The sequence below is a fragment of the Micromonospora sp. NPDC047762 genome, from assembly GCF_043204655.1.
Taxonomy (GTDB): domain Bacteria; phylum Actinomycetota; class Actinomycetes; order Mycobacteriales; family Micromonosporaceae; genus Micromonospora.
Genome location: NZ_JBIDCQ010000004.1, coordinates 356,064 through 374,854, shown reverse-complemented (window position 1 = coordinate 374,854; position 18,791 = coordinate 356,064). Strand labels below are relative to the sequence as shown.

General features: G+C 70.4%; 19 protein-coding genes and 1 other RNA gene. 16 read left to right on the top strand and 4 right to left on the bottom strand.

What is annotated here, in order from left to right:
* The 4 genes from ACGF3C_RS15710 to ACGF3C_RS15695 are packed head-to-tail and all read left to right on the top strand — an operon-like array spanning nucleotide 1 to nucleotide 4,162.
* On the top strand, nucleotides 1–1,383 hold the full coding sequence (locus tag ACGF3C_RS15710) for a DUF1501 domain-containing protein (protein WP_357194634.1): 1,383 nt from the start codon (nucleotides 1–3) through the stop codon (nucleotides 1,381–1,383).
* Entirely contained in the window at nucleotides 1,380–2,798 is a 1,419-nt protein-coding gene (locus ACGF3C_RS15705; protein WP_357230119.1) for a ferredoxin reductase family protein, read from the top strand. Before ACGF3C_RS15710 ends, ACGF3C_RS15705 begins: the two co-directional genes overlap by 4 nt.
* 13 nt (nucleotides 2,799–2,811) lie before the next feature.
* Nucleotides 2,812–3,390, top strand: a complete 579-nt coding sequence (locus tag ACGF3C_RS15700) for an FMN-binding protein (protein ID WP_357230117.1) — start codon at nucleotides 2,812–2,814, stop codon at nucleotides 3,388–3,390.
* A gap of 49 nt (nucleotides 3,391–3,439) precedes the next feature.
* Nucleotides 3,440–4,162, top strand: a complete 723-nt coding sequence (locus ACGF3C_RS15695) for an FAD:protein FMN transferase (RefSeq protein ID WP_393222861.1) — start codon at nucleotides 3,440–3,442, stop codon at nucleotides 4,160–4,162.
* Between the two features lie 472 nt (nucleotides 4,163–4,634).
* Here ACGF3C_RS15695 and ACGF3C_RS15690 read toward each other — a convergent pair whose 3' ends face one another.
* Nucleotides 4,635–5,306: a bifunctional DNA primase/polymerase gene (locus tag ACGF3C_RS15690; protein WP_357230123.1), complete on the bottom strand. Its 672-nt coding sequence runs from the start codon at nucleotides 5,304–5,306 to the stop codon at nucleotides 4,635–4,637.
* A gap of 248 nt (nucleotides 5,307–5,554) precedes the next feature.
* Here ACGF3C_RS15690 and ACGF3C_RS15685 point away from each other — a divergent pair, with 248 nt between their 5' ends.
* The 7 genes from ACGF3C_RS15685 (at nucleotide 5,555) to mctP (ending at nucleotide 12,306) form a co-directional block, all read left to right on the top strand.
* Nucleotides 5,555–6,784, top strand: coding sequence for a helix-turn-helix domain-containing protein (locus ACGF3C_RS15685; RefSeq protein WP_393222406.1), 1,230 nt, complete (start codon nucleotides 5,555–5,557; stop codon nucleotides 6,782–6,784).
* 16 nt (nucleotides 6,785–6,800) lie between these two features.
* Nucleotides 6,801–7,373: a flavoprotein gene (locus ACGF3C_RS15680; protein ID WP_238690551.1), complete on the top strand. Its 573-nt coding sequence runs from the start codon at nucleotides 6,801–6,803 to the stop codon at nucleotides 7,371–7,373.
* A 118-nt stretch (nucleotides 7,374–7,491) separates the two neighbouring features.
* Nucleotides 7,492–8,328: a Nif3-like dinuclear metal center hexameric protein gene (locus ACGF3C_RS15675; RefSeq protein ID WP_393222859.1), complete on the top strand. Its 837-nt coding sequence runs from the start codon at nucleotides 7,492–7,494 to the stop codon at nucleotides 8,326–8,328.
* Complete coding sequence (locus ACGF3C_RS15670; protein ID WP_393222402.1) at nucleotides 8,318–9,055, top strand: zinc ribbon domain-containing protein; 738 nt, start codon at nucleotides 8,318–8,320, stop codon at nucleotides 9,053–9,055. Before ACGF3C_RS15675 ends, ACGF3C_RS15670 begins: the two co-directional genes overlap by 11 nt.
* A 3-nt stretch (nucleotides 9,056–9,058) precedes the next feature.
* Nucleotides 9,059–10,261 (top strand): bifunctional RNase H/acid phosphatase, encoded by a 1,203-nt coding sequence (locus ACGF3C_RS15665; RefSeq protein ID WP_393222400.1) that lies wholly within the window; start codon nucleotides 9,059–9,061, stop codon nucleotides 10,259–10,261.
* A gap of 153 nt (nucleotides 10,262–10,414) precedes the next feature.
* The gene (locus ACGF3C_RS15660) at nucleotides 10,415–10,657 is read left to right on the top strand and encodes a DUF3311 domain-containing protein (protein ID WP_091409411.1); all 243 of its coding nucleotides are present in this window, start codon (nucleotides 10,415–10,417) and stop codon (nucleotides 10,655–10,657) included.
* Nucleotides 10,657–12,306, top strand: coding sequence for a monocarboxylate uptake permease MctP (gene mctP, locus ACGF3C_RS15655; protein WP_393222397.1), 1,650 nt, complete (start codon nucleotides 10,657–10,659; stop codon nucleotides 12,304–12,306). The genes ACGF3C_RS15660 and mctP overlap by 1 nt, the downstream gene beginning before the upstream one ends.
* Nucleotides 12,307–12,433: 127 nt before the next feature.
* Here the strand turns inward: mctP and ACGF3C_RS15650 are convergent, their stop codons facing one another.
* Nucleotides 12,434–12,976, bottom strand: a complete 543-nt coding sequence (locus tag ACGF3C_RS15650) for a TetR/AcrR family transcriptional regulator (protein ID WP_393222394.1) — start codon at nucleotides 12,974–12,976, stop codon at nucleotides 12,434–12,436.
* An 86-nt stretch (nucleotides 12,977–13,062) separates the two neighbouring features.
* Between ACGF3C_RS15650 and ACGF3C_RS15645 the strand changes: the two genes are divergently transcribed.
* The gene (locus ACGF3C_RS15645; RefSeq protein ID WP_393222391.1) at nucleotides 13,063–13,953 is read left to right on the top strand and encodes an NmrA/HSCARG family protein; all 891 of its coding nucleotides are present in this window, start codon (nucleotides 13,063–13,065) and stop codon (nucleotides 13,951–13,953) included.
* Between the two features lie 127 nt (nucleotides 13,954–14,080).
* On the opposite strand, the gene ACGF3C_RS15640 is transcribed toward ACGF3C_RS15645, so the two are convergent.
* Nucleotides 14,081–14,542, bottom strand: a complete 462-nt coding sequence (locus ACGF3C_RS15640) for a MarR family winged helix-turn-helix transcriptional regulator (RefSeq protein WP_393222388.1) — start codon at nucleotides 14,540–14,542, stop codon at nucleotides 14,081–14,083.
* Between the two features lie 54 nt (nucleotides 14,543–14,596).
* Between ACGF3C_RS15640 and ACGF3C_RS15635 the strand changes: the two genes are divergently transcribed.
* A complete protein-coding gene (locus ACGF3C_RS15635) occupies nucleotides 14,597–15,820 on the top strand; it encodes an MFS transporter (protein WP_393222385.1) in 1,224 nt (407 codons plus the stop codon).
* 16 nt (nucleotides 15,821–15,836) lie between these two features.
* Here the strand turns inward: ACGF3C_RS15635 and ACGF3C_RS15630 are convergent, their stop codons facing one another.
* Nucleotides 15,837–16,598: a sulfite exporter TauE/SafE family protein gene (locus ACGF3C_RS15630; RefSeq protein WP_357222179.1), complete on the bottom strand. Its 762-nt coding sequence runs from the start codon at nucleotides 16,596–16,598 to the stop codon at nucleotides 15,837–15,839.
* A 92-nt stretch (nucleotides 16,599–16,690) separates the two neighbouring features.
* On the opposite strand from ACGF3C_RS15630, the gene ACGF3C_RS15625 reads away from it, so the two are divergent.
* The 3 genes from ACGF3C_RS15625 (at nucleotide 16,691) to rnpB (ending at nucleotide 18,044) form a co-directional block, all read left to right on the top strand.
* Nucleotides 16,691–16,975 (top strand): hypothetical protein, encoded by a 285-nt coding sequence (locus tag ACGF3C_RS15625; protein ID WP_393222382.1) that lies wholly within the window; start codon nucleotides 16,691–16,693, stop codon nucleotides 16,973–16,975.
* Nucleotides 16,972–17,358 carry a hypothetical protein gene (locus ACGF3C_RS15620; RefSeq protein ID WP_354856621.1) on the top strand — a complete coding sequence of 129 codons (387 nt, stop codon included), beginning with the start codon at nucleotides 16,972–16,974 and terminating at the stop codon, nucleotides 17,356–17,358. The genes ACGF3C_RS15625 and ACGF3C_RS15620 overlap by 4 nt, the downstream gene beginning before the upstream one ends.
* Before the next feature lie 270 nt (nucleotides 17,359–17,628).
* An RNA gene (gene rnpB, locus ACGF3C_RS15615) (RNase P RNA component class A) lies at nucleotides 17,629–18,044 on the top strand.
* Nucleotides 18,045–18,791 lie beyond the last annotated feature (747 nt).

Below are 18,791 nucleotides of genomic sequence, written 5' to 3'. Positions count from 1 at the left end.
ATGGAGAAGACTGTGTACAACTCTTTCCCCCTGCACCCCGAATGCCCCGACGTGCGCCGGCTGGCCGACAACCCGGCCGAGGCTCTGCTGCGCGCCGAGGCGGACATCGTCGCCGCCGAGAACGCCGCCGAGTTCGACAGGTACCGCACCCTGGAGAACCTGGAGGAGGCCCAGCAGGACGGTCGCGGCGTGACCCGGCGGACCTTCGTCGCCGGTGCCGCGGCCACCGCCACCGCGCTGGCCACCGCCCAGTTCGTCACCACCTCGGCGTCGTTCGCGGCGACCAAGACCGGCACCCTGATCCACGTCTTCCTCTACGGCGGGCTGGACGGCCTGAGCCTGATCGCGCCGGACAACGACGCGGTGCTCAACAAGGCCCGGCCCGACCTGCTGCTCGGCAACGACTCCCTGGCCCTGGGTCGCGGCTTCAAGCTGACCAGTGCGTTCAAGCCGCTGGAGAAGTGGCTCACGGCCGGTCAGCTGGGCTTCATCCCGGCGGTCTCCGACGAGCGGCTGTCCCGCAGCCACTTCCAGGCCGCCGACGCCTGCAACCTGGGCGGGCTGCCCAACGAGACCGGCGGTCGGGGTTGGCTCGACGGTCTGGTCGACAACCTGGGCAAGGGCACCGCGTTCCGCAGCGTCGGCATCGGCAGCACGCTGCCCCGCTCGCTGGTCGGCAACAACGGCGCGCTCTCCCTGAACAACGTCGGCTCCCTGCGGCTCAACGGTGACGAGCGGTTCCGGGCCGCCACCGAGAAGGCCATCAAGGGGCTCTTCACCGGGATCAACCACCCCGTCGAGGAAGCCGTGCAGGAGGGCATGGGCGCGCTGGCCACCGCCCAGAAGCTTGCCGCCAAGCCGTACCAGCCCGCCGAGGGCGTCAAGTACGAGGGCGTCGGCAACGCGTTCCAGCAACTCGCCCAGCTGATCAAGGGCGGTGCCAACGTCCGGGTCGCCACCGTCGGCATGGGTGGCTACGACACCCACGAGAACCAGGGCACCCGCGAGGGCGGCCAGCTGCACCGCCGGCTCAACGAGCTGGCCAACGCCATGGCCGCCTTCTTCACCGACCTCGGCCCGAAGGCCGCCGACGTGACGATCATGGTGTCCAGCGAGTTCGGCCGTCGGGTTGGCTCCAACAACAACGGCACCGACCACGGGCACGGCGGCGTGGTCACCCTGCTGTCCGGCAAGAAGCTGGCCGGTTCGCTGCTCGGCACCTGGAACGGTCTGGACAAGCTGGACTCCGGTGACGTGCCGGAGTACAACAACATGTTCAACGTCTACGGCGCTGTGGCGCAGGGCCGGTTCGGGCTCACCAACGCGGAGGTCGACAAGGTCTTCCCCCGCCAGAAGTACGCCCCGATGAAGCTGTACGCGTGACGTACCCGCACACCCACGCCGCCGGCCGTCGTACCGGGACCTCGTCCCGGCACGGCGGCCGGTCGGCTGCGCCCGTACCCCCGCAGATCCCGGCCCGGCGCGGGCCCGGCGGCCGACGGCTGCTGGGCGTGCTGCTCCTGGTCGGCCTGCTCGCCAGCGTGGTGCCCTGGTGGCTGGGCACCCCGGCCGGATCGCTGCGGACCACAGCGGCCACCGTCACCTCGGCCGGCCGGATCACCGGCCTGGTCGCCGGCTACCTGCTGCTGGTGCAGGTGCTGATGATGAGCCGACTGCCGGTGCTGGAACGGTGGATCGGCGGCGAGCACATGGCCCGCTGGCACCGGGACATCGGCGCCACCCTGCTGGTCACCGTGCTGGCGCACATGTCGCTGATCCTGGTCGGCTACGCCGACCTGCGTAATCAGTCGATCCTCGCCGAGGTCGGCACGTTGCTCGGCGACTACGAGGACATGGTCTCGGCGTTCGTCGCCACCGGCATCATGATGCTCGTCGGGTTCAGCAGCATCCGGGCGATCCGGCGGGCACTGCCCTACGAGATGTGGCACCTGCTGCACCTGTCCAGCTACCTGATCCTGCTGCTCGGCTTCGGCCACCAGTTCACCCACGGCGCGCAGCTGTACCGGCCCGGCCCGGTGCGCACCGGCTGGATCGCGCTCTACCTGCTGGTGGTCGCCGCCCTGCTCTGGGGCCGCGTGATCGCACCGCTGGCGTTCAACCTGCGCTACAAGCTGCGGGTCGCCGACGTGGTCGCCGAGAGCACCGACACCATTTCCATCTACCTCACCGGGGAGCGGCTCGACCGGCTGGCGATGCTCGGCGGCCAGCACTTCCGCTGGCGGTTCCTCACCCGGGGCTGCTGGTGGCAGTCGCACCCGTTCTCCGTCTCCGCCGCCGCCAACGGCCGCTGGCTGCGCGTCACCGTCAAGGTGGTCGGCACCCACACCGCCGACCTGCGCGACCTGGAACCGGGCACCCGGGTCTGGGCCGAAGGCCCGTCGGGAACCTTCACCGCCGCGCACCGGCTCCGGGAGCGGGCGTTGCTGATCGCCGGTGGCAGCGGCATCACGCCGATCCGGGCCATGCTGGAGGAGCTGCCGCCGGGCGCGGCGCTCATCTACCGGGCCCGCACACCGGCCGACGTGCTGCTCAGCCGCGAGTTGGACTGGCTGGCCCAGGAACGCGACACCTCCGTCTGGTACGTCATCGGCTCCCGCGACGACCCCGGCCCCCGCCAGCTGATGAGCCCGGACGGACTGCGGCAACTGGTGCCCGACGTGGCCCGGCGCGACGTCTACCTGTGCGGGCCGCCCGGTCTGGTGGAACAGTCGGTGCGGGCGCTGCGGCGGGCCGGTGTGCCCCGACGGCAGATCCACCTCGCCACGTTCGAGCTGTAGGAAGGGCATCCCCATGCGTCGCGCGCTCCTCGCGATCACCGGCCTGGCCGCCAGCACCACCGCACTTGTGGTGTTCAAGGGCTCGCCAGGCACCAGCCAGGTCGCCCAGAACCTGCCGACCGCCCAGCCGGTCAACCCCACCCCGCAGGATGTCGAGCCGAGCGCGGACCCGTCGGGCGGGGCGCCGAAGCCGTCGGTGACTGCCGACGCGCCCTCTTCGCCCAAACCAACAAAGAACACCGGCCGTCCGTCCGGCACCCGCACCACCACGAAGGCCGCACCCCGGACCACCACCAAGGCACCCCAGTCGACCACCCGCCGGGTCACCGGCAACGGTTTCGACAACGAGTACGGGTACGTGCAGGTGCAGATCGTCGTCTCGGGTAACCGGATCGTCGAGGCCGTCGCGCTGTCGCTGCCCAGCGGGGGTGAATCCGACATCCACAGCGGCGACGTCCGCAATCGTTACGACGGCAGGGGCGGTGAGGTCGTGCAGAAACAGAACGCGAACCTCAACACCGTCTCCGGCGCCACCGAGACCAGCAACTCCTACAAGCAGTCGCTGCGGTCCGCCATCGAGCAGGCATTCTGACGTGCGGGCCACGCTGACCCGACCCGGGCTGTGCCGGGTCGAACAGATCATGGGTACGACGATCACCCTGGACCTCGCCGACGATCTGCCACCGGCGACGCTGCGCGAGCTGGCCGATGAGGTCTTCGCCTGGATGCACGAGGTGGACGCGCGGTTCAGCACCTACCGGCCGGACAGCGAGGTCTGTCGCTTCGACCGTGGTGAGGTGCTGCTCTCCGAGGCGTCCGCTGACCTGCGGTACGTGCTGGAGACCTGCGCCGACCTGTGGGGTGCCACCGACGGGTTCTTCGACGCGTACGCCACCGGTCGGCTCGACCCGTCCGGCTTCGTCAAGGGCTGGGCCGCCCAGGTCGCCTCGGACCGTCTCGTCGCCGCCGGTGCCGTCAACCACTGCGTGAACGCCGGCGGCGACGTACGGGTGCGGGGTCTGTCACCGTCCGGGGAACCGTGGCGCATCGGTATCCGGCACCCGTGGGACGCGATGGCGGCCTGCCTGGTGCTCAGCGGGACCGACCTGGCGGTGGCCACGTCCGGCGTGTACGAACGCGGCCGGCACGTGCTGGACCCGCGCCGGGGCGCACCGGCCAGTGGGCTGCGCTCGGTGACTGTGGTCGGCACCGACCTCGGGGTGGCCGACGCGTACGCCACCGCCGCCCTGGCCATGGGCACCCCCGGCCTCAACTGGCTGGCCCGCCTGGACGACCACACCCACGCGGTGATCACCGACAACGCCCGCGAGTACCACTCGTTCAACCTCCCCCTAACCGACTAGCCCGCGCCCCCTCTCACGCCCCCTCACGCCCCCTCACGCCCCCCGCGCCCCCCCCGCACGCCCTCTCACGCCCCGCGATCTTGCACTTTCGGTTGGCGTTTTGTCCCTTTGTGTGGAGATTGTCGGGACAGGAAGTGCAAGATCGCGGAAAGCTGGGCGGGGCTTCGGGCGGGCGGGGCTGGGGGAGACGGGGAGCGGCGCGGGACTAGCGGAGGGGGCGGTGGGTGCCGGCTGGGCGGGTGCCGGTGGGGCGTGGGCGGCCGGGGCGGGACCCGGACGGTCGGGTGCCGGCCCAGCGGCGCCCCCGGTGGCTGCGCCGGGGCGGCTCGGTGCCGCCGGGGTGAGGCGCTCTGTCGTTTGTGGACATCGTTCCCCCGTTCGTGGCGCGCGTTCGCACCGTCCCCCTGTCAACGAGGACCGACGCCTCGGCGACGCTGTCGGGCACCGGATCGAATCCTCGACCGGGCCGGTTTCACATGCCTCGTCGGGGCAGCGGCAGGTGACCGGGGAGCAGGTCGGGGGCGAGCGTCACCCCGGCGGCGCGCAGCGCCCCGATCAACGTGTTCTGCACGAGGTACGAATCCGGAAGCTGCCAGCGCGCCTGCTCCGGGGCAACCGCCCAGCGGACCGTGCCCTCCGGCAGCCGGGTGGGCGGCGCGGGGATCCACGAGCCCGGCCCGTGCCGGACCACGTGGAAGCAGTGCTCCAGCTCCGGCCTGAGCGGGTCGCCGGGGCGGACCAGGAACATCCACCGTCCGGTGGGAGTGACCAGCACCGGTCCGCGTACGCCGGTGCCGGCCGGGTGGATCTGGATCGCGTCGAGCACGTGCCGGCCGAGGTGGGCGGGCACCTCCAGCACGTCGAAGGCCCGACCGGTGGGCAGCAGCACCCCGTGCGGTCGGCTCCGCCACCAGGTCGCCACCCGGGCCGGGTCGGCGCTGGCGGCCAGTTCCCAGTTCTCCAGGGCGGGGTGGCAGCCCACTGTGGGGCAGCCGGCCCGGCCGCAGACGAAGCGGCTGCGGGCCAGACAGGCCCCCGGGGTGACTTCCCAGCCGTGTACCGCGTACCGGATGGCGACCCGGCGCAGCCGGACCCGTTCCAGCGGCGACAGTTCGGCAACGCGCGGTACGACATTCCCCCACATGTGTGCCAACTCCTCTCGTCGGGCCCGGCGTTCGCCAGGTCGCATGTCGAGCACCGTCACTGCCGTAACCCACGATCGTTGAGGTTGACGAACGGCCCGTGCAACTTGCACGAAAAGTACGAGGACTACCTGTCCGGCTGACGTACATCCTGTGCGACCAGCCAAAACCTGAACATGAACGGCAGTCGCCGCACCCGCGGACATCGCCCCGACTCGATTGGTCGTCGGTGGCAGGGGAGGATGGGGAGATGGACGAGCTACCCATAGGACGGCGAGTTGCCTACTGGCGGGGGCGGCGCAAGATGTCGCAGCAGGTCTTCGCGGACCGGCTGGGAAAGTCCAAGAGCTGGGTGGACAAGGTCGAACGCGGTGTCCGCCGGTTGGACAAGTTCTCCGTCCTCTACGAGATCGCCGACATCCTCCAGATGGACGTGCAGCTGCTGATGGGCAAGGACCCGGAGCGGCGCGCCGACGCCCTCAACTGCATCGACCAGGTCGAGGTTCAGGAGATCCGGGCGGCGCTGGAACGCTACGACTCGATGAGCGCGTACTTCGACGCGGCGCCGTACCCGCCGCCGATGGACGACATGCGCAAGGCCGTCAACCACGCCTGGCTCACCTACCAGTACGGCCGCTACGGGATGCTCACCCGGGCGCTGCCGAAGCTGCTGCGTGACGCTCAGGCGGCCGACGCCGCCTACGGCGGTGAGCAGGCCGCCGAGGCGGCCCACCTGCTCGGGCAGGTCTACCAGATCGCCTCCTCGGTGCTGCGCAAGCTCGGCGAGTGCGAGCTCGCCTGGTTGGCCGCCGACCGGTCGATGGCGGTGGCCCAACGGGCCGACGACCCGCTGCTCGCCGGGATCGCCACCACCCGGGTGTGCAACGCCCTGGTCGCGATGGGCCGGGCCCGTCCCGCGCTGGAGCTGAACGTCCAGATCGCCAACCGGCTGGCACCGGGTGGAAGCAACACGGTCTCCCCGGCCCGCCTCTCCGTCTACGGGATGCTGCTGCTCCAGGGTGCGATGGCCGCGTCCCGCATCGGTGACTCGGCCAGCGTCGACGACCTGATCAACTGCGCGCAGGAGGCCGCCACCCTGCTCGGCGGCGATTACAACCACTACTGGACGTCGTTCGGCCCGACCAACGTCGAACTGCACCGGGCCGCCGCCGCCGTGGAGCTGGGCGACGGGGGGCGCGCCGTGGAGGTGCACCAGTTGCGCATCGCGGAGCCCGCCTTCAACGCGCTGCTGCCCGAGCGCCGCGCCCACCACCTGCTCGACATCGCCCGCGGTTACGCCCAGATAGGTGACGTGGCGAACGCCGGCGAGATGCTGCTGCTCGGTGATCGGCTCGCCCCGTCGGAGATCCGCTGCCGACCGATCGCGCACGAGGTGATGTCCGACATCCTCCGTCGCACACGTGGTGCGCCGCCTTCTCCGGTAGCGGAGTTGGCTGAGCACATGGGAGTAGGGGTATGAGCGCGGAGCCGGTCTGATGGCCGGTGCAGCGCACAACAGCGGGCACCGTGAGGTGCTCTACGTCATCGCCTGCGGCTCGCCGCTGGCCCGGCACGTCGGTCGTCTGGTCGACCTCGCCCAACAGGACGGTTGGGACGTCTGCGTGGTCACCACGCCGGACGGCGCGAAGTTCGTCGACCAGTCGGCCCTGATTCGGCAGACCGGCCACCCGGTGCGGACGCACTACAAGAACCCCGGTGACCCGGACGTGCTGCCGCCCGCCGACGCCATGATCGTCTGCCCGGCCACCGTCAACACGGTCAACAAGTGGGCCGCCGGGATCACCGACACGCTGGCGCTCGGGCTGCTGGTCGAGGCGCAGGGCAAGGGCGTCCCCATCGTGGCGGTGCCGTACACCAACGCGGCGATGGCCTGCCACCCGGCGTTTCGTGCCGGGGTGGCCCGGTTGGCCGAGTGGGGCGTCACGGTGCTCTTCGGCGACGATGTGATCGCGCTGCACCCGCCCGGAACGGGGGAGCAGCACCTGCACGCCTTCCCCTGGGCGATGCCGCTGGCCGCATTGCAGACCGTCTCCTGGAGCGCCGCGTAGCGCGTCCGGCAGATCTTCCACCCGACGCGGCCGGGCCGGGTGTCACCGCCCGGCCGCCCCGACGCCGGTAAGCTGGCCCGCCGTGAGCACAAGCGGATCCGTCCCCACAGTCAGCGACGTGGTGGCCGCGCTGGAACGGCGCTTTCCGCCGGTCTGGGCGGAGGAGTGGGACCGGGTGGGCCTGGTGCTCGGTGAGCCGGCCGCTCCGGTCCGCCGGGTGCTCTGCGTGGTCGACGTGGTGCCCGAGACGGTCGACGAGGCCCTGGCCGCCGAAGCGGACATGATCGTTTCGCATCATCCGCTACTCCTGCGCGGGGTGTCGTCGGTCGCCGCGACCACATTCAAGGGGCGGATCATCCACCGGTTGATCCGGGCCGGGACGGCGCTGTACGCGGCGCACACCAACGCCGACGTGGCCTCCCCGGGTGTCTCCGACGCCCTCGCCGCCCGCTTCGGGCTCACCGGTCTGCGCCCACTCCAACGACCCGCGCCCGGCTCGCCCGCCCACGGCGACGACAGGGGTTTCGGCCGGATCGGCGAACTGCCCGAGCCGATGACCCTCGCCGAGCTGACCCGGCACGCGGCGGCGGTGCTCCCCGTCACGTCCTGGGGAGTTCGCGCGGCGGGGGATCCCGGGCGTATGGTTCGTACCCTCGCCGTCAGCGGCGGGTCGGGGGACAGCTTCCTCGGCGCCGCGACCGCCGCCGGGGTGGACGCGTTCCTCACCGCCGACCTGCGGCACCACCCGGCCGGCGAGCACCTCGCCGCCGATGGTCCCGCCCTGATCGACGCCGCCCACTGGGCGACCGAACGACCGTGGCTGGACGACCTGGCCGCCTTCCTCAGGGAGGCGCTGGACGTCGAGACGCTGGTGTCCGACCTGGACACCGACCCGTGGACCGTGCACGCCGCCGCACCCGTTGTGGACGACAAGGAGCCCGACCGTGAAGGCTGACCCTCAGGTGCAGCGCCGCCTGCTCGACCTCCAGGCGATCGACACCAACCTCGCCCAGCTCGCCCACCGTAGGCGAACGCTTGCCGAGCGGGCCGAGCTGGAGTCGCTGGCCCGGGAGCTGTCGTCGATGGAGGACGAGCGGGTTCGCGCCCAGGTGGCGGTGGACGACCTGGACCGGGACATCGCCCGGTTGGAGAAGGACGTCGAGCAGGTCCGGGCCCGCAAGGAGAAGGACGAGAACCGGCTGGCCGCCGGCACCGGCCCGGCCCGCGAGCTGGAGGCGCTCCAGCACGAGCTGGTCTCGCTCAAGCGCCGCCAGGGCGACCTGGAGGACGCCGAGCTGGAGCTGATGGAGCAGCGGGAGACCGCGCAGGGCGTACTGGACGGCGTGGAGCAGCGGCTGGCCGAGACCCGGGACAAGCGGGCCGCGACCGAGCAGCGCCGCGACGAGGCGCTGGCCGAGATCGCCAAGGAGGAGGAGTTCAAGCGGGGTGCGCGTCAGCCGCTCGCCGGCGATCTCCCGAGCGATCTGGTCAACCTCTACGACAAGATCCGCGCGGACACCGGGTTGGGTGCCGCGCTGCTCACCGGGGGCCGCTGCGGCGGGTGCCGCCTGGACCTGTCCGGCGCCGACCTGGCCCGCATCCGCAAGGCCGCCCCCGATGACGTGGTCCGCTGCGAGGACTGCCGGCGGATCATGGTCCGTACCAACGAGTCGGGCCTGTAGGTCGTGGCGCCGCGCGTCGTCTCCATCGAGGCCGACGGTGGATCCCGGGGCAACCCCGGCCCCGCCGGCTACGGCGCTGTGGTCCGTGACCCGGAGACCGGCGAGGTGCTCGCCGAGCGCTCCGAGTCGCTCGGTACGGCCACCAACAACGTCGCTGAGTACCAGGGCCTGATCGCCGGGTTGACAGCCGCCGCCGAGCTGGGCGCCGCCGAGGTGGACGTCCGGATGGACTCCAAGCTGGTGGTCGAGCAGATGTGCGGCCGGTGGCAGATCAAGCACCCCGGCCTGCGGCCCCTCGCCGCCCAGGCCGCCGCGCTGGTGGGCCGGTTCAGCGCGGTCCGGTTCAGCTGGATTCCGCGCGAGCAGAACCGGCACGCCGACGCCCTCGCCAACGCCGCCATGGACGCCGCCGCGGGTCGTCCGTCGGCGACCGCGGCCCCCGCCCGTCCCGAGACGACGACGGCCCCCGGTCGTCCTGCGACGACGACGGCCACGGGCCAGCCCTCGACGACACCCGCCGCCCCGATCATCGGCAGCGACCCGGCGACCGCGCCGGCCTCCTGGGAGCCACGGCCGAGCTTCACCGCCACCCGGCTCATCCTGGTCCGGCACGGCGAGACCCCGTACACCGAGCAGGGGCGTTACTCCGGGCGCGGCGACGTGCCGCTCTCCGAGCGTGGCCGGGCCCAGGTGCAGGCGACGGCCGCCCGGGTGGCCGAGCTGGCCCCGTCCGTCGCGGCCGTCCTCAGCTCACCCCTGTCTCGGTGTACGGCCACCGCGGCGTCGATCGCCGGGGCGCTCGGTGACGTGCCGGTCCGCACCGACGACGACCTGATCGAGTGCGACTTCGGCCAGTGGGAGGGGCGCACCTTCGCCGAGGTGCGCCAGCAGTGGCCGGGGGAGATGGACGCCTGGCTCGCCTCACCGCGGATCGCGCCGCCGGGCGGGGAGTCGTTCACCCAGGTCGCCGAACGCGCGCACCGTGTCATCAGGGGGCTGCTCACCGCGTACCCCGGTGAGACGGTGGTGGTCGTCTCGCACGTCTCGCCGATCAAGCTGGTGCTGCGTGACGCCCTCGCGGCCGGCGACGGCTTCCTGCACCGGCTCTTCCTGGACGCGGCCGGCATCTCGGTGTTCGACATGTGGCCGGACGGCGGCGTCGCGGTGCGCACTGTCAACGACACCGCCCACCTCGCGGCCCTCTAAGGCGGTCACCCTTCGGCTGGTGGCCTGCGCCGTTCGGCGCAGGCCACCAGCCGTTCGGCGCAGCACCTTCCGAACGGGTCACGTGACGCCCATCACAAAGTCATAGCCTCCGGCCGTTGCATCGAGAGCCACGACTCCCCGGAGGTGTGTCAGATGGCTGCACCCGAACCGGAGGCGCCGCCCACGGCGCCGACCAGGGCAAAGGACCACAGCCCCTGGAACTGGTTGCTCTTCATCCCCATCGTGGTGCCGCTGATCCCGGCGTTCTTCAATGGCGACTCGCCCCGGGTCTTCGGCTTCCCGCGCTTCTACTGGCTGCAACTGGCCTTCATCCTGCTCGGCGTCGGCACCACCACGTTGGTCTACCAGATGACGAAGAAGCGGGGAGGCCGCTGATGTGGCGCGACCATCTCACCGAGATCATCGTCTTTACCCTGCTGTTCCTCCTGGTCAGCGTGATGGGCTTCGTGGCGGCCCGGTGGCGGGCACCGAAGGACATGGCGCACCTGGACGAGTGGGGGCTGGGCGGGCGCAGCTTCGGCGGCTGGATCACCTGGTTCCTGGTCGGTGGTGACCTCTACACCGCGTACACCTTCGTGGCGGTGCCGGCGTTGATGTTCGGTGCCGGCGCGGCCGGGTTCTTCGCCGTGCCGTACACCATCGTCATCTACCCGCTGGTCTTCCTGGTGCTGGTGCGGCTCTGGTCGGTGTCGCACCGGCACGGGTTCGTCACGCCGGCCGACTTCGTCCGCAACCGGTTCGACTCGCCGGTGCTGGCGCTGCTGATCGCGATCACCGGCATCGTGGCCACCATGCCGTACATCGCGTTGCAGTTGATCGGCATCGAGGCGGTGCTCAAGACGATGGGCGTCACCGGCGACAACGCGCTGGCCCGACACCTGCCGATCATCATCGCGTTCGCCATCCTGGCCGCCTACACGTACCAGTCGGGGTTGCGCGCGCCCGCGTTGATCGCGTTCGTCAAGGACAGCCTGATCTACATCGTGATCCTGGTGGCGGTCATCTACCTGCCGTACAAGCTGGGCGGTTGGGGTGACATCTTCGCCGCCGCGGACGCGAAGTTCGACGCCTCGCCCAACCCGAACGACGGCATCCTGCTCAACGGCAACAACCAGCTTCAGTACGTGACGCTGGCGTTGGGCTCGGCGTTGGCGCTCTTCCTCTACCCGCACAGCATCACCGGTGTGCTGGCCAGCCGGAACCGCGACGTGATCAAGCGGAACATGTCGGCGCTGCCCGCGTACAGCCTGCTGCTCGGGTTGATCGCGCTGCTCGGCTACATGGCCATCGCGGCCGGCGTGAAGCCGCTGCCCGGCGCCAAGGAAGGCACTGTCGACAGCAACACCGTCGTGCCGTTGCTGTTCGACCAGCAGTTCCCGGACTGGTTCGCCGGTGTCGCGTACGCGGCGATCGGCATCGGCGCGCTGGTGCCCGCGGCGATCATGTCGATCGCGGCGGCGAACCTGTTCACCCGCAACATCTACAAGGAGTACCTGAAGCGGGATGCCTCCCCGGCCCAGGAGGCGAACGTCTCGAAGATCACCTCACTGGTGGTCAAGGTCGGGGCGGTGGCCTGCATCGTCTTCCTCGACCCGCAGTTCTCCATCGACCTCCAACTGATCGGTGGCGTGATCATCCTGCAGACGCTGCCGGCGGTGGCGCTGGGCCTCTACACCCGTTGGTTCCACCGCACCGGCCTGATCGTCGGCTGGGTCGCCGGCATGGGGCTGGGCATGTGGATGCTCTACCAGGTGGCCAGCCCGACCCGGAAGCACTTCGGCGGCTCCGCGTTCCCGCTGTCGGAGTTCGGGTTCGACACCACCAAGACGATCTACGTCGGCATTGTGGCGGTGGCCGTCAACCTGGCCGTGGCGGCGCTGGTGACGCTGGCACTGCGGGCCGCGAAGGTCGAGGAAGGAGTCGACGGCACCGAGCCGGACGACTACTTCGCCGACGAGGACGACCCCCGCGTCACCCCGGGCACCGAACGCGACGCCGACCCAACCCGAGAACCAGTCGCCTAACCCCAGGCCCCGCGCCCCGGGCCTGCCCTTTCGCGTCGATCATGGAGTTGTGGTGCCTGGTTGATGACTGTTCACGGCAGTCGTCCCCCACCACAACTCCATGATCGACGGAGTCTGCAGCGAACAGCTACGGTCGGCCGGCTGACCCGATTCCCCTGAGGGCGAGGGTCAGCAGTTGTTCCGCCTTGAGCGCGCCCATCGGTTGCGCCGCGAATGAGATGCCGTTGGCGAGGATCATCAGGTCGGCCATGGTGATGTCGGGCCGTACCGAACCCTCGTCGACGGCTCGGCGTAGCAGCGGTTCACCGGCGGCGACGAGCATCGCGCCGCAGGCCTCGGTTTCCTCGGGGGGCTCGTTCAGGAGGGATTCCGCGAGGCCGCGGGTTGTCGTGGCGTACGCAGTGACCTCGTGCAGCCAGGTCGTCAGCCCGTCGAGGGTGTCCGACGCGGCGAGCAGATCTCCGGCACGCGCCGCCAGGTTGCGGACGCACCCGCGGAAGACCGCCTGAAGCAGCGACCACCGGGTGGGGAAGTGCCGGTGCAGGGTCGCCGAACCGACCCCGGCGGATCGCGCGATCTCCTCCAGCGAGGCGTACGCGCCGTCGCGGGCGATCGCTTCGGAGGCCGCCGCGACGACGAGGTCGTAGTTGCGCTGTGCGTCCGCTCTCATGGCCCGCCTTGCAGAAATGGGGTGGTCCCCCGTATCGTAGCCGACTGGAAGTGGGGGATCACCCCACTTGTTTCTCAGGAGGCATCGTGGCTGTTCTCGTCATCGGCGCGACGGGCAAGCAGGGCGGGGCTACGGCCCGAGCGCTGCTCGACAAGGGCGTCCCGGTCCGTGCCCTGGTCCGTGATCCCGGCGCCGACAGCGCCCAGGCGTTGCGGGATCGGGGTGCCGAACTGGTCACCGGCGACCTGGACGACGCGGAGTCGCTGTTCGCCGCCGCCGACGGCATGGATGGCCTCTTCTCCATCCCGTATCCCGACGTGACGGACATGCAGGGCGACGCCGAGGTGACCCGCGGCCGCAACGTCGTCGAGGCGGCGCGCCGGGCCGGTGTGTCGCACGTCGTGCACAGCAGCGTCTCGGGTGCCGGAGACTTCCACCGCAACCAGCCCGGATGGGCCGAGGGCCGGTGGGACAGGCACTACTGGGAGAGCAAGGCGACCATCGACGAGATGGTGCGCTCTGCTGGCTTCGCACACTGGACCATCCTGAAGCCCTCGACCTTCATGGAGAACCTCGTCGGCTGGTCCTACCTCTTCGGCGACTGGTCCAGCGGCACCATCATCACCGGCTTCGCCGCTGACACGAGGATGCCGTGGATCGCCGTCGACGACATCGGCGAGGCCGCGGCGATCGCGTTCACCGACCCGGGGAAGCTCGACGGTCAGGACGTCGAACTCGCCGGCGACATGCTCACCATGACCGAGGTCGCGGCCATCCTGAGTGAGGTCACCGGCCGGGCGATCACCGCTCCCGTGCTCACCCCGCAGGAGGCCGTCGAGCGCGGGCTGCTGCCCGCCATGGTCAAGGCGGTCGAGCAGATCAACGAGAACGGAAGCCCGGCCCGTCCGGAGATGGCCCGCGCCCTCGGCCTGCCCACCACCGACTTCCGCACGTGGGCGCGGCGAACGTTCTCCTGAGAACCAGTCGGTCGCGGACCCGCGCCGGGTGTGGGTCACGCGGCCGGGCCGGGTGTGTTTGGCGGTGGGACGAGTTTCGTGCGGCTGGATGGCGCGGTGAGCCAGGCCCCGAGACCGCCACGCGTGGTCAGCGGCGGCGGTTGCGGTCCACCAGGGCCTGGTTGAGGCGGCCCAGCAGTCGTGCCAGGGTCTCCCGGTCATCGGTGGTCCAGTCAGCGAGCATGTCCCCGTAGAGCCGGGTCCGGGCCGCCTGGACGGCCGCCATCCGTTGCAGACCGGTCGCGGTGGGGGAGATGACAGTGCCGCGGCCGTCGGACGGGTCCGGGGTACGGGTGATCAGGCCGTCGCGCTGAAGCGCGGACACCTGTCGGGTGACTGTCGAGCCGTCCAGGTTGAGCCGGGCGGCGAGCGCCGAGACGTTCTGCGGGCCGGCGTCGGCCAGGTGGCGCAGGATGACGTACGCCGCGCGGTCCAGCACCCGGTGCTCGGCGGTGCCGGTGGCCCGCCGGGTGGCCTCGCCGAAGCGCATCAGCAGGGCCACCTCGGTCTCGATCTGGCCGAGGGTGCTCTCGTCACTGTCGTCGCTCATAGCTGTATCATACAGAATAAATACCTGTACGATACAGCTATCTGAGGAGTCGGAGTGGATCGGCGTTCCGAACCGAACCGCAGTGCCATCTACGCCACCACGCTGGTGGCCTTCCTCGCCATCGCCGGCATCGCCGTCGTCGACCCGATCCTGCCCGCCATCGGCGAGGCGATCGGCGTCACCGCCTGGCAGGTCGAGCTGCTGTTCACCGCGTACATCGCGGTCATGGCCCTTGGCATGATCCCGGCGACACTGGCCAGCGGCCGCTTCGGCTTCAAACCGGTGCTCATCACCGGCGTCTCCGTGGTCGGCGTCGCCGCGATCCTCGCCTCGTTCAGCGACAACATCGTCCAGCTCTCCGTGCTGCGCGGCGTCTGGGGGCTGGGCAACGCGATGTTCTTCGCCACCGCCATGGTGGTGCTCGTCAACCTGGCCGTCGACAGGGAATGGGTGGTGGGCCTCTTCGAGACTGCCCTCGGCCTCGGCTTCGCCGTCGGACCGCTGATCGGCGGCCTGCTCGGCGAGGTCAGCTGGCGGCTGCCGTTCTTCGTCTGCGGCGTCTTCATGGTCCTCGCCCTCGGCGTGGCCTCCCGCAAACTCCGCGAGCCCACCAACCGGCAGGCCCCGGTACGCGTCGGCCAGATCTTCGCCACCTACCGCCGCCCGGCGTTCATCGCCCTCTGCGTGGTCACCGCCGCGTACAACTTCGTGTTCTTCGTGGTGCTCGGCTACACGCCGCTCTTCCTCGGCCTGGACGTCATCCCGCTGGGGCTCGCCTTCACCGGCTGGGGTCTCGGCCTGGCCGCCGGCATCATGGTGATCGGTCACCGGCTGGCCCACCGCATCGGCGCGGTACAGACCGTCGGCGTGGCCATCGCCGGGCTGCTGGTCTGCATGGTCCTCTTCGCCACCTCCACCAGCACCGCCGAGGCGCTCGTGGTCCTGGTGCTCGCCGGACTCTGCATGGGCCTGGCCAACGCCAACCTCACCGACCTGGCGCTCGGCCTCGGCTCCAGCGACCGGCGCGTCGCCACCGGCGCGTTCAACCTGGTCCGCTGGGGCGCCGCCGCGCCGGCACCGATCATCTCCGGCAAACTCGCCGAGCAGTCGCTGGCGCTGCCGTTCTGGGTCGGCTTCGGCGTGCTCGCTGTCGGCGTGCTGGTCTACCTGGCCTTCGCGCACCTGATGGCCGCCGGCTACGGCGAGCGGATCCTCTGGTCCCGCTGGAACCGCGCCGCCGCCGACACCGAACACGAGCCCGTCGGCGAGACCTACTGACCGCTGGGCGGCCGAGTCAGTGCAGGGCGCGCCAGAGCAGGTAGAGGCCGATCGTCGTACCGAACACCACGATCACCGTCTTGAGCACCACCGGCGGCAGCCGGCGGACGAGCCGGGCGCCCGCGTACCCCCCAATGAGGGTGGCGGGCGCGACCACCGCGACCGCCGCCCAGTTCAACGGGCCGAACAGGGCGAACACCACGAGCGTCGTCAAGCCCACCACCGCGGAGAGCAGATTCTTGATGGCGCTCACCCGGGCCAGGGTCGCGTCCAGCACCAGGGCCAGCCCGGCCACCAGCATCACCCCGAGCGCCGCACCGAAGTACCCGCCGTACACCGCGCCGAGCGCGACCATCGTCTGCACCGCGACCGTCCGTCGGCGTGGCGACAGGTCCCGGGGGTGACCGACCAGCCGGCGCAGCGGGTCCTGGAAGGCCAGGACCGCTGTCGCGCCGAGAACCAGGAAGGGTACGACCAGCTCGAACGCGCGGGCCGGAGTGGCCAACAGCAGCAACGCCCCGACAATCGTCCCCACGATGGTGGTAGGAACGAGCGTGGCCAGCGCACGGGGACGCGGCAGATCCTGCCGGCTGCCCGCCACACTGGCCAGGTAGCCGGGGAAGACCGCGACGGAGTTGCTGACGTTCGCCGGCACCGGGGGCAACCCGATCGCGATCATCGCCGGAAAGGTGATCAACGATCCGCCACCGGCCACCGCGTTGACAGTGCCAGCGGCGAGACCGGCGGCGAGCAGCAGCGCGGCGTGGGAGAGATCCATAGCCCCACGAGGCTAGTACGCGCGCCGAACCCGTCGTGAGCTGGCCGGCGAGGCGGAACAGGGTGGCGGTATACCAGTCGTATACTCCGGTCGTGGATACCACGATCAAAGTCGACACCGAGGTACGCGACCGCTTGGCGCTCCTGGCGAACGAACGTGGAACGACCATGCGGGACCTCGTCGCCCAGCTCACCCAGGCGACACTCACCGCCGACGAACTGCGCGACCGCGCTGCGCGCGCGGAGCAGTACGTCCGACTCAAGATCGCTTCCGACCTGAGCGCCGACGACCTCACCCGGGGCGAGGACGTCTGGGCGGCCGTCGAGGCTGGCAATGCCCCGGAATCTCTAGCCGACGATGGCCGGCGGGCAGCGTGACCGAGGCCGCGGTCATCCTCGACCACACGGCGCTGCTCGCGCTCGGTGCCGGCAACCCGGCGCTCTCCGGGCTCGTGGTCACCGCACACAGGGGTGCGGGGCGGCACGTCCAGGTGCCGGCACTCTGCCTTGCCGCAGCCACCTCCGCCCGCCCGGCCCTGGGAGAGCACATCGGTGCCCTACCAGCACTGGAGGTCGTCGAGCTGGGCTACGCGACCGCTCTGCTGGTGGGGCGCCTGCTGCGTCAAGGTGTGGACTGGCAGCTAGCCCATGCCGCCGCGCTGGGACGTCCCGACGCCGAGTGGCCCACCGGGCGTCCGGTCCTCACCGAGTTGCCGAAGGCGTACGCCGGAACCGGTGTCGTGACGATCAGCGTGAACTGACCGGTCACTACCCAAGGTCCGTCTCCACGCGCTGCCGTGCGGGCCGAGTCTGTCGAAGGCCCGCCTGCGGGGCAGGCCTGCGCGGGGGCACCCGCCTGCGGGGCAGGCCTGCGCGGGGGCACCCGCCTGCGGGGCAGGCCTGCGCGGGGGCACCCGCCTGCGGGGCAGGCCTGCGCGGGCACCCGCCTGCGGGGCAGGCCTGCGCGGGCACCCGCCTGCGGGGCGGCAATAGGCGCGCGAGCGGCGTCGTTAGGATGAGAGGGCGACGGACGAGTCGACCGGGCGGCCGCGTCGGCGGGCTTCGGCCCGCCGCCGAGGAACGTCCGGACTCCACAGGGCAGGGTGGTTGTTAACGGCAACCCGGGGCGACCCGCGGGACAGTGCCACAGAAAACAGACCGCCGACCCCAACGGGGACGGTAAGGGTGAAACGGTGGGGTAAGAGCCCACCAGCACCCCGGGTGACCGGGGTGGCTCGGTAAACCCCACCCGGAGCAAGGCCAAGCAAGGGCCGTCACCGCAAGATGACGACCCGGCGCAGACGCTTGAGGGCTGCCCGCCCGATGTCTGCGGGTAGGCCGCTGGAGCCTGCCGGCAACGGCAGGCCGAGATGGATGGCCGCCGCCGGCGCAAACCCCTCGGGGTACGCGCCGCGCACAGAATCCGGCGTACAGGTCGACTCGTCCGTCGCCCTAAAGCTGGGAGCTTCGACTACGGCTTCGAATGGTCGATTGTTGGGTGCCGTTGGTTGGCCTCGTCATCGTTGGTTGGCGTCTGACCGCCTGGGACGGACTGGCCACGGCCTGAGCGCTGGGTCAATTCGCCTGGCCTCGGTCTGCCGCGCTCTGCTGCCTGAAGGCCTCTTACCGGACGAGGGCTTGGTGGTCTGAGTCGGTACTGCCACGCTTCTGACTTGCCGCTGCCTGGGCTCCACTGTTGGCCGATATCGGTGCCTGCATTGCCACGCGGTCTTTCGAGGCGAGCAGTCATCAACTAGCCTCCACGATGGAGGCGATGTCCATGTCGTTGTATGGCCGAGATGATGAGACGTGGGAACGGCTGACCACAGCCGGGCTCGACTTCATCGTTCAACGTGCACGGCTTGAAAATGTTACGACCTATACGGAGCTAAACGCCACGTTGGTGCACCGAACAGGGATCCCAGGTTTCGATTTCGACCGTGAGGACGAGCGAGCTGCTATGGGACACCTATTGGGCTTAATCGTGGAGCGAAATTATCCCGCTACGAATTTGATGATCTCTGCTCTAGTGCGGTACCTCGATGCCAACGACGCAGGTCCTGGGTTCTACGCACTTGCGATCAGAATGAAGTTACTTGGACGGAACCCATCGAAGCGGGCGAAGATGGACTTCTGGGTGGGTCAGGTCAAGGCGGCGTATCGGTACTACTCGCGATCTCCAAACCCGCTAGCG